General features: G+C 67.6%; 15 protein-coding genes. 7 read left to right on the top strand and 8 right to left on the bottom strand.

Annotated elements, in window-relative coordinates; genetic code table 11:
• Nucleotides 1–50: 50 nt before the first annotated feature.
• From ACWDEN_RS45130 to ACWDEN_RS45145, 4 genes are all read right to left on the bottom strand, one after another.
• Entirely contained in the window at nucleotides 51–395 is a 345-nt protein-coding gene (locus ACWDEN_RS45130; RefSeq protein ID WP_351601042.1) for an LppU/SCO3897 family protein, read from the bottom strand.
• A 277-nt stretch (nucleotides 396–672) separates the two neighbouring features.
• The gene (locus tag ACWDEN_RS45135; RefSeq protein ID WP_450863841.1) at nucleotides 673–1,935 is read right to left on the bottom strand and encodes an MFS transporter; all 1,263 of its coding nucleotides are present in this window, start codon (nucleotides 1,933–1,935) and stop codon (nucleotides 673–675) included.
• Nucleotides 1,936–2,063: 128 nt separating this feature from the next.
• Entirely contained in the window at nucleotides 2,064–3,146 is a 1,083-nt protein-coding gene (locus tag ACWDEN_RS45140) for an inositol-3-phosphate synthase (protein WP_351601036.1), read from the bottom strand.
• Nucleotides 3,147–3,189: 43 nt separating this feature from the next.
• Nucleotides 3,190–3,867, bottom strand: a complete 678-nt coding sequence (locus ACWDEN_RS45145) for a PadR family transcriptional regulator (protein WP_351601033.1) — start codon at nucleotides 3,865–3,867, stop codon at nucleotides 3,190–3,192.
• A 395-nt stretch (nucleotides 3,868–4,262) separates the two neighbouring features.
• Here ACWDEN_RS45145 and ACWDEN_RS45150 point away from each other — a divergent pair, with 395 nt between their 5' ends.
• Both ACWDEN_RS45150 and ACWDEN_RS45155 read left to right on the top strand, forming a co-directional pair.
• Nucleotides 4,263–6,902, top strand: a complete 2,640-nt coding sequence (locus tag ACWDEN_RS45150; RefSeq protein ID WP_450863844.1) for a transglycosylase domain-containing protein — start codon at nucleotides 4,263–4,265, stop codon at nucleotides 6,900–6,902.
• Between the two features lie 129 nt (nucleotides 6,903–7,031).
• A complete protein-coding gene (locus ACWDEN_RS45155; RefSeq protein ID WP_351601028.1) occupies nucleotides 7,032–8,576 on the top strand; it encodes a glycosyltransferase family 87 protein in 1,545 nt (514 codons plus the stop codon).
• Nucleotides 8,577–8,667: 91 nt separating this feature from the next.
• Here the strand turns inward: ACWDEN_RS45155 and ACWDEN_RS45160 are convergent, their stop codons facing one another.
• The 3 genes from ACWDEN_RS45160 to ACWDEN_RS45170 all read right to left on the bottom strand — a co-directional run bounded on the left by ACWDEN_RS45160 (nucleotide 8,668) and on the right by ACWDEN_RS45170 (nucleotide 11,342).
• On the bottom strand, nucleotides 8,668–9,699 hold the full coding sequence (locus tag ACWDEN_RS45160; protein ID WP_351601025.1) for an alanine racemase: 1,032 nt from the start codon (nucleotides 9,697–9,699) through the stop codon (nucleotides 8,668–8,670).
• Nucleotides 9,700–9,782: 83 nt separating this feature from the next.
• Nucleotides 9,783–10,904, bottom strand: coding sequence for a peptidoglycan bridge formation glycyltransferase FemX (gene femX / locus ACWDEN_RS45165; protein WP_351601021.1), 1,122 nt, complete (start codon nucleotides 10,902–10,904; stop codon nucleotides 9,783–9,785).
• Between the two features lie 126 nt (nucleotides 10,905–11,030).
• The gene (locus ACWDEN_RS45170) at nucleotides 11,031–11,342 is read right to left on the bottom strand and encodes a hypothetical protein (RefSeq protein ID WP_351601018.1); all 312 of its coding nucleotides are present in this window, start codon (nucleotides 11,340–11,342) and stop codon (nucleotides 11,031–11,033) included.
• Between the two features lie 272 nt (nucleotides 11,343–11,614).
• Between ACWDEN_RS45170 and rpsF the strand changes: the two genes are divergently transcribed.
• The 4 genes from rpsF (at nucleotide 11,615) to rplI (ending at nucleotide 13,334) form a co-directional block, all read left to right on the top strand.
• Entirely contained in the window at nucleotides 11,615–11,905 is a 291-nt protein-coding gene (rpsF, locus tag ACWDEN_RS45175; RefSeq protein ID WP_351601015.1) for a 30S ribosomal protein S6, read from the top strand.
• Nucleotides 11,906–11,983: 78 nt separating this feature from the next.
• Nucleotides 11,984–12,574 carry a single-stranded DNA-binding protein gene (locus tag ACWDEN_RS45180; protein ID WP_351601012.1) on the top strand — a complete coding sequence of 197 codons (591 nt, stop codon included), beginning with the start codon at nucleotides 11,984–11,986 and terminating at the stop codon, nucleotides 12,572–12,574.
• 58 nt (nucleotides 12,575–12,632) lie between these two features.
• Nucleotides 12,633–12,869, top strand: a complete 237-nt coding sequence (gene rpsR, locus ACWDEN_RS45185; protein WP_003949403.1) for a 30S ribosomal protein S18 — start codon at nucleotides 12,633–12,635, stop codon at nucleotides 12,867–12,869.
• Nucleotides 12,870–12,887: 18 nt separating this feature from the next.
• Nucleotides 12,888–13,334: a 50S ribosomal protein L9 gene (gene rplI / locus ACWDEN_RS45190; protein ID WP_351601009.1), complete on the top strand. Its 447-nt coding sequence runs from the start codon at nucleotides 12,888–12,890 to the stop codon at nucleotides 13,332–13,334.
• Between the two features lie 141 nt (nucleotides 13,335–13,475).
• Here rplI and ACWDEN_RS45195 read toward each other — a convergent pair whose 3' ends face one another.
• Entirely contained in the window at nucleotides 13,476–14,813 is a 1,338-nt protein-coding gene (locus ACWDEN_RS45195) for an MATE family efflux transporter (protein WP_351601006.1), read from the bottom strand.
• Between the two features lie 481 nt (nucleotides 14,814–15,294).
• Here ACWDEN_RS45195 and dnaB point away from each other — a divergent pair, with 481 nt between their 5' ends.
• Nucleotides 15,295–16,773 (top strand): replicative DNA helicase, encoded by a 1,479-nt coding sequence (dnaB, locus tag ACWDEN_RS45200; protein ID WP_351601003.1) that lies wholly within the window; start codon nucleotides 15,295–15,297, stop codon nucleotides 16,771–16,773.
• The last annotated feature ends 23 nt before the right edge of the window (nucleotides 16,774–16,796 follow it).

The following is a 16,796-nucleotide window of genomic DNA, read 5'->3' on the forward strand; positions in this document are numbered from 1 at the left end:
CCGAGGGGCGATGTTTCACGTGAAACATCGCCCCTCGGCGCGTTCAAGCGCTACTTCTTGTTGTCTCCCAGGCAGAGAACGAATGAGTCGCTGCCTTCTCGCCACGAGATGGCAGCGGTCGTTCCCTGGACCGACTGGCAGGCGAGCATGGCGAGGCTGGTGCTGCCGTCCTTCTTGAGCACCTTGTAGTCCGCCTTCGGATCGCTGCAGTCCAGCTGCTCGATGTTCGGGTCCTTGGCGGTTCCCTTGTTCGTCAGGCAGTCGCCGACGGCCAGCTTCTGGGTGTCGTCGCTGTGGCTGCCGAGGTAGCCGCCGGCCGCCGCGATAAGACCGACGACGATGATGGCTATGCGCACGTACAGCTTGACGTTGCGCTTCGGCCGCTGAGGAGGCACTGCTGCATACGGTGCCGTGCCCTGCTGGGGAAACCCAGGCTGGCCCGGCTGCTGCGGGTAGCCGCCCTGCGGAGGGTACGGAGCCTGGGGCTGGCCGTACGCCTGCTGGCCCTGTGCGAATGGATTCTGGCCCTGGGGCGGCGGAGTCGTCACTTGTGGGTCCCCCTAGGAGAGTTGGTGAGCAGCGCACATAAGCGGCGCGTAAGACGCACGTAAGTTACCGGGCTCCACTGACACTTCTGTAGCTCAGGGGGCCTCTGTGGCTTTGATGTGACACTCACCGGCGTTCAAAGCGGGCCATAGCCGCAGCAACCGCCCCGTAGATAACGGCGACTGTGACGACCAGCGTTGCCGAGCGTCCGTCCGGGGGCAGCATCAGGGCCGCCACTCCGGCCGCTCCCACGAAGGCCACGTTGAACAGCACGTCGTACACGGAGAAGATCCGGCCGCGGAAACCGTCGTCGACGCAGGCCTGGACGATCGTGTCCGTGGCGATCTTTGCGCCCTGGGTGATCAGCCCCAGGACGAAGGCCGCGACCAGGAGGGGCCCGGTGGCGAACGGGAGGCCGAGGGCGGGCTCCAGTACGGCGGCGGCGCCGGAACACACCATGATCCAGCGCCCGGGCCTGAGGCGTCCTGCCGCCCATGGCGTCACCGCGGCCGCCGCGAAGAATCCCGCACCCGACAGCGCCAGCGCGAGGCCGAGCAGCCGGAGCCCGCCCTCGGGACTCGCGGAGAGGGCGTACCGGCACAGCATCAGCAGAAGCACGAGGAGCGCGCCGTAGCAGAAGCGCATCAGCGTCATCGCGGCCAGCGCCCATGCGGCTTCCCTGCGCCTCGGCGCGGCCAGATGACGGACGGCTGCCCGCAGTTCGCGTGCCGTCGCGGCGAGGGCGGTGGCCATGTGCGGTCGTGTCGGCTGCCGGTCGGGACCGAGGAGCGCGGGAGGCATGGTCAGCGATGCCAGGCCGGCACACAGATAGAGGAAGGCACCGAGGAGTACCACCGCCGCGTCGGAGTCGGACGCCAGAAGCCGTACGGCGAAGGCGAGACCGCCGCCCGCGGTCGCGGCCAGTGTTCCGGCCGTCGGGGACAGGGAGTTGGCGAGCAGAAGACGCTCGGTGTCCACCACGCGGGGCAGGGACGCGGACAGCCCGGCGAGGACGAAGCGGTTGACGGCCGTGACGCACAGCGCCGAGACGTAGAAGAGCCAGTCCGGGACCTGGCTGACCATCAGCACGGCGGTGGCCGCGGCCAGCAGGGCGCGCAGCAGGTTGCCGTAGAGAAAGATCTGCCGGCGGCGCCAGCGGTCCAGCAGAACGCCCGCGAACGGGCCGACCAGCGAATAGGGGAGCAGCAGGACCGCCATGGCCGAGGCGATGGCGGTGGCCGAGGTCTGTTTCTCCGGGGAGAAGACGACGTACGCGGCGAGCGCGACCTGGTAGACGCCGTCGGCGCCCTGGGACAGGAGGCGGATGGAGAGCAGGCGTCGGAAGTACCGCAGGCGCAACAGGACGCGCAGGTCACGGACGACGGGCATGGGGCACAGCCTCACATATGCGGAAGGTCCCCGGGTCATGGGACCCGGGGACCTTCACAGCCCTGGCAGGAGCGTTCTGGTGCGAGTGATCGCCCTCAGGCGCCTTGGCGCTCCGCGGCCTTGTCGAGCTAGCGCTCGACCTCACCGCGGATGAACTTCTCGACGTTCTCGCGAGCCTCGTCGTCGAAGTACTGGACCGGCGGGGACTTCATGAAGTACGAGGACGCCGACAGGATCGGGCCGCCGATGCCGCGGTCCTTGGCGATCTTCGCGGCGCGCAGGGCGTCGATGATGACACCCGCGGAGTTCGGGGAGTCCCAGACCTCGAGCTTGTACTCCAGGTTCAGCGGGACGTCGCCGAAGGCGCGGCCCTCGAGGCGGACGTAGGCCCACTTGCGGTCGTCCAGCCAGGCCACGTAGTCGGACGGGCCGATGTGGACGTTCTTCTCGCCGAGGTCCCGGTCGGGGATCTGGGAGGTGACGGCCTGCGTCTTGGAGATCTTCTTGGACTCCAGGCGCTCGCGCTCGAGCATGTTCTTGAAGTCCATGTTGCCGCCGACGTTCAGCTGCATCGTGCGGTCGAGGATGACACCGCGGTCCTCGAACAGCTTCGCCATGACGCGGTGCGTGATGGTGGCGCCGACCTGGGACTTGATGTCGTCACCGACGATCGGCACACCGGCCTCGGTGAACTTGTCCGCCCACTCCTTGGTGCCGGCGATGAAGACCGGGAGGGCGTTGACGAAGGCGACCTTGGCGTCGATGGCGCACTGGGCGTAGAACTTCGCCGCGTCCTCGGAGCCGACCGGGAGGTAGCAGACCAGGACGTCGACCTGCTTGTCCTTCAGGATCTGGACGACGTCGACCGGCTCCTCCGCGGACTCCTCGATGGTGGCGCGATAGTACTTGCCGAGGCCGTCGAGGGTGTGGCCGCGCTGCACGGTGACACCGGTGCTGGGCACGTCGCAGATCTTGATGGTGTTGTTCTCGGAGGCGCCGATCGCGTCCGCGAGGTCGAGGCCGACCTTCTTGGCGTCGACGTCGAACGCGGCGACGAACTCGACGTCGCGCACGTGGTAGTCACCGAACTGCACGTGCATCAGGCCGGGGACCTTCGACGCCGGGTCGGCGTCCTTGTAGTACTCGACTCCCTGCACCAGCGAGGCGGCGCAGTTGCCCACGCCGACGATGGCTACGCGAACCGAACCCATTCCGGTTGCTCCCTGTGTGTACGAGTGAGGCCCTGAGTGGGTCTCACGTGGCGGTGTCGCCGGGCGTATCCGTGCGGGGGGTGTCCCCGCGACGGGGCAGGCCGCCCGTCGATCCAGTGGTGGTGTCCTGCTGAGCGGACCCCCCGGACGCGGAACCCTTCAGGTCCCGCCCGGCCCGCTCGCTCTCGATGAGCTCGTTCAGCCAGCGCACTTCGCGCTCCACGGACTCCATCCCGTGGCGCTGGAGCTCGAGTGTGTAGTCGTCGAGGCGCTCCCGCGTACGCGCCAGGGAGGCGCGCATCTTCTCCAGGCGCTCCTCCAGGCGGCTGCGCCGGCCCTCCAGTACGCGCATGCGAACATCCCGCGACGTCTGCCCGAAGAAGGCGAAGCGTGCGGCGAAATGTTCGTCCTCGTACGCGTCGGGGCCGGTCTGCGAGAGGAGCTGCTCGAAGTGCTCCTTACCTTCTGCCGTCAATCGGTACACGATCTTCGCTCGGCGTCCGGCGAGGGGAGCGGCGTCCTCGTGGGTGCTGCCCGGCTCCTCGATCAACCAGCCGTTGGCGACCAGCGTCTTGAGGCAGGGATACAGAGTTCCGTAGCTGAACGCTCGGAACACGCCCAGGGACGTGTTGAGTCGTTTGCGCAGCTCATAGCCGTGCATCGGGGACTCGCGCAGCAGGCCGAGTACGGCGAACTCGAGGATGCCGGAACGCCGGCTCATCGTCGCCTCCTCTCGGTCCCGCTGATCGCTCACGCGGGTCTCGCAGTGCCTTCAGCGTCTTTATCTCGCGCTGATGTATCGACTCGATACATCATGACGATAGAACGGCCTTGCGCGAGCGACAAGAGGGGCGGTGGTGAACGGGGTCACATCACCGATTCGTACGGTGCGGGTTGCCTGTTTTGGGGTGAACTTCGGGGCTCGGCGGGTTTTGGCGGTGCGTAGTCTGTGCGGCATGCAGTCCACCGGGAACCAAGTGACGCCCGGGGAGCGTCGTCGTCCCCGGTGCGGTACGGGTGAATGCAGAACCGACCACATCCGTACTTCGGGGGGACCGGAAACCAGCCGCCGTTCCAGGCGCGCACGGGTGCGCCTGCCCGAGGAGTAATCGTTCGATGAGCGAGCACCGTCGCAAACCGCCGCAGCCGCAGGGAGGCGGACGTGCCGCGGCCCGACGCGGCCAGCCCGGTTCGTCCTCCGGCCGCCGTGCGGCACCGCAAGGCGCCACCGGATCTCCAGCCGACTCCTATGGGTCGGGTTCCCGTGGCCCGGTAGGTGAGGAGCGTCCCTACGGCAGCCGGGCCGAGGCCCGCCGGGCGGCGCAGAGAGGCAACCGCCGCAGAGGTGCCGACAATGCGGGCCCGGGTGGCCGGCGTGGTGCTCCCGGCGGTCCGACCGGTCCCGGGCGTGGCAGAGGCCGTGCGTCGACCGCTCCCGGCAAGAAGCGGATCATCGACTATCCCCGAGCCGGGAAGTACGGCTGGCGCCGCTGGATCCCCTCCTGGAAGCTCGTCTCCGGGCTGTTCATCGGCTTCGTCGGCAGCCTGGTGGTGCTCGTCGGCGTCAGCTACGCGATGGTCTCGATCCCCAACGAGAACGACGCGGCCAAGTCCCAGAACAACGTCTACTACTGGGCCGACGGCAAGCAGATGGTGGCCACGGGCACGGGCATCAACCGGCAGAACATCGACATCTCCCAGATTCCCGACGCCATGCAGTGGGCCGTGATCTCGGCCGAGAACAAGAGCTTCTACCAGGACTCGGGCGTCGACCCCATGGGCATCCTGCGCGCCGTGGTCAACATGGCGCGGGGCGGCCAGACCCAGGGTGGTTCGACCATCACCCAGCAGTACGTGAAGAACACGTACCTGAGCCAGCAGCAGACCATCACCCGTAAGTTCAAGGAGATGTTCATCTCCATCAAGGTGGGGACGAAGCTCAACAAGAAGCAGATCCTCCAGGGCTACCTGAACACCTCCTACTTCGGCCGGGGCGCGTACGGCATCCAGGCGGCCGCGCAGACGTACTACGGCAAGAACGCCGTGGACCTCACGCCGGGCCAGTGCGCCGTGCTCGCGGCGCTGCTCAAGGGCCCGACGTACTTCGACCCGGCGGGCAACGCGGATCTCGACCCGTCGGCGACACAGCAGGCCAACACGCAGCGCTCGCAGGCCCGCTGGGCGTGGATCCTCGAGCAGATGCACAACGATCACCATTTGACCGACGCCCAGTATCAGGAAGCCAAAGCGCATTACCCCATGCCCGACGGCCGTAAGGCGACCAGGGGCATGACCGGCCAGATCAGTTACCTGGTGGACACGGCGAAGAAGTACGTTCTCGCGCACTCCGACATCACGGAGGCCCAGTTCGACCAGGGCGGCTACCAGATCAAGACGACCTTCCGGAAGGACAAGGTCAACGAGCTGGCCGCGGCCGTGAAGAAGGTCCAGAAGGACCGCATCGATCCAAAGCGCCGGGACCTGGACAAGTACGTCCAGTTCGGCGCGGCGTCGGTGGTGCCCAAGGACGGGGCGATCGTGGCCCTCTACGGCGGTGACGGCTACGAGAACGGCCACTTCACGAACAACGCCGACACCTCCGGTGTCCCGGTCGGTTCGACGTGGAAGCCGTTCGTGCTCGCCGCGGCCATGGAGTACGGGACCTACAGGTCCGGCGGGCAGGGCGTCTCCCCGCTGAGCAAGTACAACGGCGACGACCATCTCAAGGTGCTCAATCAGGACGGCAGCCCGGTTCTGAAGAAGGACGGCTCGGTCTTCTACCAGCGCAACGAGAGCGACCACAAGTGGGGCTACATCACGCTGCGCAAGGCGATGGAGCAGTCCATCAACACACCGTTCGTCCAGCTCGGCATGGATGTGGGGATGTCGAAGGTCCGGGACGTCGCCCAGTCGTCCGGCATCCTCAAGGACAGCTTCTCCACGCTCAATCCGTCCTTCGCCATCGGCACCTCGACCCCGAGTGCGATCCGTATGGCTGACGCGTACGCGACCTTCGCCGCGTCCGGTCAGCACGCGGACCCGTATTCGGTGACCGAGGTGAAGAAGAACGGCGAGCAGCTGCCGGGCTTCACCAAGCCGCAGGTCACCCCGGCGATGCCGGACAACGTGGCGAACAACGTGACGGACGTCCTGCAGAACGTGATCCAGAACGGTACGGGTCAGAACGCCAAGGCCCTGGGCCGTACGGCGGCCGGCAAGACAGGTACCACGGACAGCAACAAGTCGGCCTGGTTCGTCGGCTACACCCAGCAGCTGTCCACCTCGGTGGCGATGTTCCGTGAGAACCCGAAGGACCACGAGCTGCTGTCCATGAACGGCACGGCCGGTGTCCCCTCCATCCACGGTGGTGACATCCCGACATCGGTGTGGACCGAATACATGCAGGCCGCGCTCAAGGGAGACAACGACCTCGGCTTCCCGGCCGCCACCGCGATCGGCAACGTCCAGGACGAGGCCGGTGCCCCGACCCCGACCCCGACCGTCAGCATCACGCCGAGCCAGACGCCGAGCAACTCGCCGAGCCCGTCGCCCAGTGACACGCTCACGTCGCCCTCGCCGTCGGCGAGCCAGACGTGCAACGGCTGGAGCTGGAAGTGCGGCACCACTGGAGGCACCGACACGGGCGGCACCACCGGAGGCACCTCGCCGTCGCCCTCCGTCACGGATACGTCCGGGCCCGGAGGCAACAACCGGGGTAACGGCAACGGAGGCATCTTCGCCGGTCCCACTGGTTAGCCATCGGGTCTGACCGGTTGGCGGCCATATGGCGCGCGCAGGGTGTTTCACGTGAAACATGGGCCGCCGCACCCACCAGGTGCGGCGGTCCTCGGCGTTTTCCTGGACAGGTACGGCAGGATGTGCCTCATGCCCAGTGCAGAGATGATGCCCGCGAGCATGCACGAGCCCGAGCCCCTACGGCCCGCCACGGCAGAGCCGGTGCGGCCGACCAGTGAGGACGAGATCGCCCGGGCCGGCAGTGAGCTGATCGGCGGGCCCCTGGGACGACGCGCCCTGCTCGGGACCTCGTGGTGGACCCCCGTTCGGGTTGTCGCGCTCGTGGCGATCGGCATGTTCGCCCTCGGCCTGGTCCAGAAGGCGCCCTGCTACCACAGCGCCTGGTTCTTCGGCGCGAGCAGCCAGTACACAAAGGCCTGCTACTCGGACATCCCGCACCTCTACCAGGGCCGCGGGTTCGCCGACCATCTCGTGCCGTACTTCGACAGACTCCCGGACGACATGTCCGGCGGCATGGGTTACCTCGAATACCCGGTGCTGACCGGTGTGTTCATGGAGGTGGCGTCCTGGCTGACCCCGCACAGCGGCAGCATCCAGCACCAAGAGCAGTGGTACTGGTTCGTCAACGCCGGGATGCTGATGGTGTGCGCCGCCGTTATCGCCGTCTGTGTGGCCCGCACCCACCGTCGGCGCCCCTGGGACGGTCTGCTGGTCGCCCTGGCGCCCGCCTTCGTGCTCACCGCGACCGTCAACTGGGACCTGCTGGCGGTGGCGCTCACGGCCGCCGCGATGCTGATGTGGTCCCGGAGCCGTCCCGTTGCCTTCGGTGTCCTCCTGGGTCTCGCCACGGCCGCCAAGCTCTACCCCGTGTTCCTGCTGGGCCCGCTGCTCGTACTGTGCTGGCGGGCCGGTAAGTGGCGGGAGTACGCCCAGGCCGTGGGCGGCGCGGTGATCGCCTGGCTCGTGGTGAACCTGCCGGTGATGCTCTTCGCCTTCCAGGGCTGGTCGAAGTTCTACACGTTCAGCCAGGAACGCGGCGTCGACTTCGGGTCGTTCTGGCTGATCTGGGCGCAGAACTCCAGCAACCCGCCGGGCACGGGCTTTGTGAACGCCGCCGCGATGGTGCTGGTGGTGCTGTGCTTCCTGGGCATCGTCGCGCTGGCGTTCACCGCGCCGCGCCGGCCGCGCTTCGCCCAGCTGGCCTTTCTGATGGTGGCGGCCTTCATCCTCACCAACAAGGTCTACTCCCCGCAGTACGTCCTGTGGCTGGTGCCGCTGGCGGTCCTCGCCCGGCCCAAGTGGCGCGACTTCCTGATCTGGCAGGCCGGCGAGGTGGCGTACTTCCTGGGTATCTGGATGTACCTCGCCTACACGACCAGTGGCGACGCCCACAAGGGCCTGCCGACGCTCGGATACCACTGGTCGATCGTGCTGCACCTGGCGGGCACGCTCTACCTGTGCGCGGTCGTCGTACGGGACGTCCTCATGCCGGAGCGGGACGTGGTGCGCCGGTCGGGCGACGACGATCCCTCGGGCGGGGTGCTCGACGGCGCGCAGGACGTCTTCGTGCTCGGCGCGGCAGCCCATCCGCCGCGGCACGCCGCCCACTTCGAGGGGCCTCAGGTGGACTGGGGAAGGGCGGAGACGCCGTCCACCGAGGGCCGTTCGCTTTGAGTGAACGCGCCGTCGGAAGGCCATGAAGAAGCACGAAGAAGGCCGTACACGCGGGGCGCGTGTACGGCCTTCTCGCTGTCCTGGCCCGGGCTCAGTGGTCCACGAGCCGGTCGAACTGCGTGGTGGTGTGCCGCAGATGGGCCACCAGCTCGTCGCCGACCTTCGGCTCCGGGGCGTCCGCGGGGACGAACAGGATCGACACCTGCATGTGCGGCGGCTCGGCGAACCAGCGCTGCTTGCCGCCCCAGACGAACGGAGAAAGGTTCCGGTTGACCGTGGCGAGGCCGGCCCGTGCGACGCCCTTGGCGCGCGGCATGACGCCGTGGAGGGCCTTCGGGGCCTCCAGGCCCACCCCGTGCGACGTACCGCCCGCCACGACCACCAGGAAGCCGTCTGAAGCCGCCTTCTGCTGCCGGTAGCCGAACCGGTCGCCCTTGGACACGCGCGTGACGTCCAGGACGGCACCGCGGTACTCGGTGGCCTCGTGGTCCCCCAGCCACAGCCGCGTGCCGATGCGGGCACGGAACCGGGTCTGCGGGAACTGCTGCTGGAGCCGGATGAGGTCATCGGCCTTGAGGTGGCTGACGAACATCGTGTGCAGCGGCAGCCGGGCCGCACGCAGCCGGTCCATCCAGCCGATGACCTCCTCGACGGCGTCCGAGCCGTCGGTGCGGTCGAGCGGCAGATGAAGGGCGAAGCCCTCCAGCCGGACGTTCTCTATGGCCTGGTGCAGCTGGGGCAGATCCTGCTCGCTGATGCCGTGCCGCTTCATCGAGGACATCACCTCGATGACGACACGGGCGCCGACAAGGCCGTACACCCCGTCGATGGACGACACCGAGCGCACCACCCGGTCGGGCAGCGGCACGGGCTCCTCTCCGCGCCGGTACGGCGTCAGCACCAGCAGGTCACCGCCGAAGAAGTCCTTGATGCGCGCGGCCTCGTAGGTCGTGCCGACGGCGAGCAGGTCCGCACCGAGCCGCGTGGCCTCCTCGGCCAACCGCTCGTGCCCGAAGCCGTAGCCGTTGCCCTTGCAGACCGGGACGAGTCCCGGGAACTGCTCCTGCACGTGCTTGTGGTGCGCCCGCCAGCGCGCGGTGTCGACGTAGAGCGTGAGCGCCATGGCCGGACCCGGAACCTTTCTCGTGGCAGCGGTCTGTCAGAGGTGTGAGAGCTGTGAAGCCTATGGAATCAAACGCCCGGGGTTCAGCGGCGCGACATGTAGATGTCGAGTGCCTTGTGGAGCAGCTTGTTCAGCGGGAAGTCCCACTCGCCGAGGTACTCGGCGGCCTGACCGCCGGTGCCGACCTTGAACTGGATCAGGCCGAACAGGTGGTCCGTCTCGTCCAGCGAGTCGGAGATGCCGCGCAGGTCGTAGACGGTGGCGCCGAGCGCGTAGGCGTCGCGCAGCATCCGCCACTGCATCGCGTTCGAAGGCCGGACCTCACGGCCGATGTTGTCGGAGGCGCCGTAGGAGTACCAGACGTGTCCGCCGACGATCAGCATCGTCGCCGCGGACAGGTTCACGCCGTTGTGCCGCGCGAAGTACAGCCGCATCCGGTTGGGGTCCTCGGTGTTGAGGGCCGTCCACATGCGCTGGAAGTACGACAGCGGGCGCGGCCGGAAGTGGTCGCGCACAGCGGTGATCTCGTACAGCCGCTGCCACTCGGCCAGGTCCTGGTAGCCGCCCTGGACGACCTCGACGCCGGCCTTCTCGGCCTTCTTGATGTTGCGGCGCCACAGCTGGTTGAGGTTCTTGTGGACCTCTTCCAGGGAACGGTTCGCCAGCGGCACCTGGAAGACATAGCGGGGCTGCACGTCGCCGAACCCGGCGCCGCCGTCCTCTCCCTGCTGCCAGCCCATGCGGCGCAGCTTGTCCGCCACCTCGAAGGCGCGCGGCTCGATGAAGTCCGCCTCCAGGTCCCGCAGACGCTTGACGTCCTGGTCCTGGATGCCCTTCTTGATCGTCTCGGCGTTCCAGCGCCGGATGATCACCGGCGGGCCCATCTTCACGGAGAAGGCGCCCTGCTGCTTCAGGTGCGCCAGCATCGGCTGGATCCAGTCGTCCAGGTTCGGCGCGAACCAGTTGATGACCGGGCCCTCGGGCAGATAGGCGAGGTAGCGCTTGATCTTGGGCAGCTGGCGGTAGAGGACCAGGCCCACGCCGACCAGCTCGCCGGTGCGGTCGTCGAACCAGCCGAGGTTCTCCGAGCGCCACTCCGCCTTCACATCGGCCCAGGCCGGAACCTGCATGTGGCTCGCCGCCGGCAGGCTCTGGATGTACGCCAGATGTTGCTCGCGGCTGATGGTCCTCAGGGTCAGGCTCATGTCGGGGCGCTCCTCGGGCTGGTGTGTCCCCATGGGTACAGGGGCTCCGGCTCTCGCGCCGAAGCCTACTGCGCCGTGCGAGCGCCCCGACTGGCCGTACTGCTTAGAACCCGACTGGGCGTCTTGCTAGAAGAGGCCGCCGAACAATCCGCCGTTCGCCATGCTGATCAGGAAACCGACTCCCGAGGCGCCCATACCCACTACGAGCCCGAAGCGCTCCCGCGTGGTCACCGAGATCCATTGTCCGTAGACCCCGACGAGCAGCCCCACCAGCCCCGTCCACGAGGACAGCAGGTGCAGGCCGGAGAAGAAGGACGTGATGAAGGACAGCACGCCGAGGGCGAGCGTGGCCGCCGTCAGCGCGTCCTGGAGCGGACGGCGCTTGCCGTCCGTGGCGAAGAGGGAACCGGCGACGTTGGGATGCAATGCCTGTGCCATGGGCACCTCCTGCGGAAGACGGCGCACAGTAGCGCCGTACACACCCGACGTGTACAGGGTGACGGCCTTCCCGGGCGGATTTCAACCGGAAGCGGGTGTGCGGGTAGTCTGTAGCGTCTGCACTGGTGTCTGCCCATGCCTGCCCAGGTAACACTGCGGGATCCCTCAGAGGCCCCCGATTGTCAGTGGCGGCCGATACCGTTGCGTACGCATCACGACCCTCCTGCCACGGAACGACCGTGGCCGCTGAGTCCAAAGGAGGTGGGTTCCACATGCGTCACTACGAGGTGATGGTCATCCTCGACCCCGATCTCGAGGAGCGTGCTGTCTCCCCGCTGATCGAGAACTTCCTGTCCGTCGTCCGTGACGGTGGCGGCAAGGTTGAGAAGATCGACACCTGGGGCCGTCGTCGTCTCGCCTACGAGATCAAGAAGAAGCCCGAGGGCATCTACTCGGTCATCGACCTGCAGGCCGAGCCTGCGGTCGTCAAGGAGCTCGACCGCCAGATGAACCTGAACGAGTCGGTCCTCCGGACCAAGGTCCTCCGCCCCGAGATGCACTGAGCCCTCGCGCTCAGCTGATCTCGGGATTCGAGTAGCAGCACCAAGCAGCCAGCAGCAAACCCGCCGAGAGGTTCCCCCATGGCAGGCGAGACCGTCATCACGGTCATCGGCAATCTTGTCGACGACCCCGAGCTGCGCTTCACCCCGTCCGGTGCGGCGGTCGCGAAGTTCCGCGTCGCGTCCACTCCCCGCACCTTCGACCGTCAGACGAACGAGTGGAAGGACGGCGAGAGCCTGTTCCTGACCTGCTCGGTCTGGCGTCAGGCGGCGGAGAACGTCGCCGAGTCGCTTCAGCGAGGCATGCGCGTCATCGTGCAGGGCCGGCTGAAGCAGCGGTCCTACGAGGACCGTGAGGGCGTCAAGCGCACGGTCTACGAGCTGGACGTCGAGGAAGTCGGCCCCAGCCTGCGCAACGCCACGGCCAAGGTCACCAAGACCGCCGGTGGCGCTCGCGGTGGCCAGGGCGGTTACGGCGGCGGTGGCGGCCAGGGTGGCGGCGGCTGGGGCGGAGGCCCCGGTGGCGGCCAGCAGGGCGGCGGTGCTCCGGCCGACGACCCATGGGCGACCGGCGCTCCTGCCGGTGGCAACCAGGGCGGCGGCCAGGCCGGCGGTGGCTGGGGCGGAGGCTCCGGCGGCGGTGGCGGCTACTCGGACGAGCCCCCCTTCTAGGTCCTCGGACCAGGGGCGGGCCGTACCCCAAACTTCTTGATCACACAGGAGAAACACCATGGCGAAGCCGCCTGTGCGCAAGCCGAAGAAGAAGGTCTGCGCTTTCTGCAAGGACAAGGTCACGTACGTGGACTACAAGGACACGAACATGCTGCGGAAGTTCATTTCCGACCGCGGCAAGATCCGTGCCCGCCGCGTGACCGGCAACTGCACGCAGCACCAGCGTGACGTCGCCACGGCCGTCAAGAACAGCCGTGAGATGGCGCTGCTGCCCTACACGTCCACCGCGCGCTAAGGGAAGGGTGACCGACTCATGAAGATCATCCTCACCCACGAGGTCTCCGGCCTCGGTGCCGCTGGCGACGTCGTTGACGTCAAGGACGGTTACGCTCGCAACTACCTGATCCCGCGGAAGTTTGCCATCCGCTGGACCAAGGGTGGCGAGAAGGACGTCGAGCAGATCCGCCGCGCTCGCAAGATCCACGAGATCCAGACCATCGAGCAGGCCAACCAGGTCAAGGCTCAGCTCGAGGGCGTCAAGGTCCGCCTGGCGGTCCGCTCCGGCGAGTCCGGCCGTCTCTTCGGTTCCGTCACCCCGGCCGACATCGCGTCCGCGATCAAGGCGTCCGGTGGCCCCGAGGTCGACAAGCGCCGCATCGAGCTGTCCGCCCCGATCAAGACCCTGGGCGCCCACGAGACGTCCGTGCGTCTGCACCCCGAGGTTGCCGCCAAGGTCAACATCGAGGTCATCGCGGCCTGACGCTGCGCTCGGCTCGAGCCGCTGAGAGGGGCCGCCCCGCAGGGGGCGGCCCCTCTTCGTGTGCGGTGCCGGAATTCTCCGCGGTCAGGTGCGGCATGTTTCACGTGAAACCGGGACGGTGTGACGGCCCCGCCGATCCGGTCAGCGGATGGCGCCGGTGACGATCCAGCGACCTGAGCGCGCGCGTAGCCACAGGGTCAGCATGCGGATGGTCATCATCAGCGTCATCGCCGCCCACAGCGCGGTGAGCCCTCCGCCCAGGGTGGGGATGAGCAGGGCGACCGGAGCGAACACCGCGAGCGTGACGACCATGGCCCCGGCCAGGTACGGGCCGTCGCCCGCGCCCATCAGGACGCCGTCCAGCACGAAGACGATCCCGCAGATGGGTTGTGAGAGCGCCACCATCAGCAGCGCGGGCAGGGCCGCGTCCTTGACCACGATGTCATTGGTGAACAGTGGCAGGAACAGCGGGCGGGCGGCCACCACGAGCAGACCGAGGACCACACCGGTCGCGACGCCCCACTGGACCATGCGACGGCAGGCCTCACGCGCTCCTTGCGCGTCGTTCGCACCGAGATGGCGTCCGATGATGGCCTGTCCCGCGATCGCTATCGCATCGAGAGCGAAGGCAAGCAGGCTCCACAGGGACAGGATGATCTGGTGGGCGGCGATGTCGGCGTCGCCCAGATGTGCCGCGACCGCGGTCGCGATCATCAGGATGGCCCGCAGTGACAGTGTGCGGACCAGGAGCGGAACGCCTGCCTGGGCCGAGGCCCGGATTCCGGCGGCGTCCGGACGCAGGGAAGCCCCGTGCCTACGGGCCCCGCGTACGACCACGGTCAGATAGACGGCCGCCATGCCACACTGGGCGATGACCGTGCCCCAGGCCGAACCGGCGATGCCGAGCCCGGCACCGTACACGAGTCCCGCATTCAGGGCGCCGTTGGCGACGAAGCCCGCGACGGCGACAAAGAGCGGGGTTCTGGTGTTCTGCAGTCCGCGGAGCACTCCTGTCGCGGCGAGGACGACCAGCATGGCCGGGATGCCCAGTGAAGAGATGCGCAGGTACGTCGTGGCGTAGGGAGCCGCGGTCGCGGAGGCGCCGAAGAGCTGCACGATGCCGGGGGCCAGCGGAAGGACGACAGCGATGACGGCGATGCCGAGCAGCAGTGCCAGCCAGATGCCGTCCATGCCCTGGCGGATCGCGGCCTGCAGATCGCCGGCACCGACGCGCCGGGCCACGGCGGCGGTGGTGGCGTAGGCGAGAAAGACGAAGACGCTCACCGCGGTGGTGAGCAGGGCTGAGGCAACACCGAGGCCGGCGAGTTGGGCGGTCCCGAGATGGCCGACGATGGCACTGTCCGCCATGACGAAGAGAGGCTCGGCGACGAGTGCACCGAAGGCCGGTACGGCCAGTGCGACGATCTCTCTGTCGTGCCGCCGTCGGGAAGCCTCGGGTATCGCGGGAGCCTGTGTCATGTGCACTAATCTAATCGTCCACAGGTAAGTGATGCAATGCCTGAATGACCCTTACCCCTGCTCTCTGGGCGTGTCCTTTCGCGCACCGTTCGAAGCGATCTCGGCCCGACTGGGGAAGTTTTTCTTCTGCACAGCCGGTGGATGGTAAAGGTGCAGGTCAGAGCGATCTTGTGCGGGGGAGGGAGGGCTTGTTCACAGGCCCGTCCACCGGGTCGTGCACAGGTTTCGGCGAGTTCTCCACAGCATCCGGGCCGTCGTCCACATGGCCTGTGGATAACCAGATTGGCTGACGGTGCCGACAGGCCTACCGTTGTCCGGCGCCCTCTCCTTTCCTCGGCTCGGAAAGCGTCGTTTCCTCGGCCTGGGAATCGTCACAAATCCGACGCGTCGGAACCGGAGTTGGGCCTCTCATTTGTCAGTGTCGTGCCGTACAAAAGAGGACACGGCGAGGTCCGCCGTGCGGACGGGAGGAGGTGGCTCGGTGAGCATTTCCGAGCCCTTGGACGATCCGTGGGCCGATGCCGGGCCCAGTGATCGTCTGCCGGCCTCCCGCCGGTCCGGTGGCGGCGGCCGGGGCCGTGACGAACAGCACGACCGGGGCCGGGAAAACGCTTCCTGGGACGAGGGGGGCCACTCCTTCGAGCGGGTACCCCCGCAGGACCTGGACGCCGAACAGTCGGTGCTGGGCGGCATGCTGCTGTCCAAGGACGCCATCGCCGACGTCGTCGAGATCCTCAAAGGCCACGACTTCTACAAGCCCGCGCACGAGACGATCTACCAGGCGATCCTGGATGTCTATGCCAAGGGTGAGCCGGCCGACCCGATCACCATCGCCGCCGAACTCACCAAGCGCGGCGAGATCAACAAGGTCGGCGGGGCCGCGTATCTGCACAGCCTCGTCCAGACGGTGCCGACGGCGGCCAACGCCGAGTACTACGCGGAGATCGTCCACGAGCGGGCGGTGCTGCGCCGCCTGGTCGAAGCCGGCACGCGCATCACGCAGATGGGATACGCGGCCGACGGCGACGTGGACGAGATCGTCAACAGCGCCCAGGCCGAGATCTATGCCGTCACCGAGCAGCGCACCAGTGAGGACTATCTGCCGCTCGGCGACATCATGGAAGGCGCTCTCGACGAGATCGAGGCGATCGGCTCGCGCAGCGGTGAGATGACCGGTGTGCCGACCGGCTTCACCGACTTCGACTCGCTGACCAACGGTCTGCACCCGGGCCAGATGATCGTCATCGCCGCCCGACCCGCCATGGGTAAGTCGACGCTCGCGCTGGACTTCGCGCGGGCCGCCTCGATCAAGCACAACCTGCCGAGCGTCATCTTCTCGCTCGAGATGGGCCGCAACGAGATCGCGATGCGTCTGCTGTCCGCCGAGGCCCGGGTCGCCCTGCACCACATGCGGTCCGGCACGATGACCGACGAGGACTGGACCAGGCTCGCCCGCCGTATGCCGGACGTCTCGGCCGCGCCGCTCTACATCGACGACTCCCCCAACCTGTCGATGATGGAGATCCGCGCCAAGTGCCGGCGCCTGAAGCAGCGCAACGACCTGAAGCTGGTCGTCATCGACTACCTCCAGCTGATGCAGTCCGGCGGCTCCAAGCGCGCCGAGAGCCGTCAGCAGGAGGTCTCGGACATGTCCCGTAACCTCAAGCTGCTCGCCAAGGAGCTGGAGATCCCGGTTATCGCGCTCTCCCAGCTCAACCGTGGCCCCGAGCAGCGCACGGACAAGAAGCCGATGGTCTCCGACCTGCGTGAGTCCGGCTCCATCGAGCAGGACGCCGACATGGTCATCCTGCTGCACCGCGAGGACGCCTACGAGAAGGAGTCCCCGCGCGCGGGCGAGGCCGACCTGATCGTGGCCAAGCACCGTAACGGCCCCACGGCCACCATCACGGTCGCCTTCCAGGGCCACTACTCCCGCTTCGTGGACATGGCCCAGACCTGATCCGGAAGCCGGCCCGGGAGGAC

Source organism: Streptomyces sp. NPDC001153 (assembly GCF_053598315.1).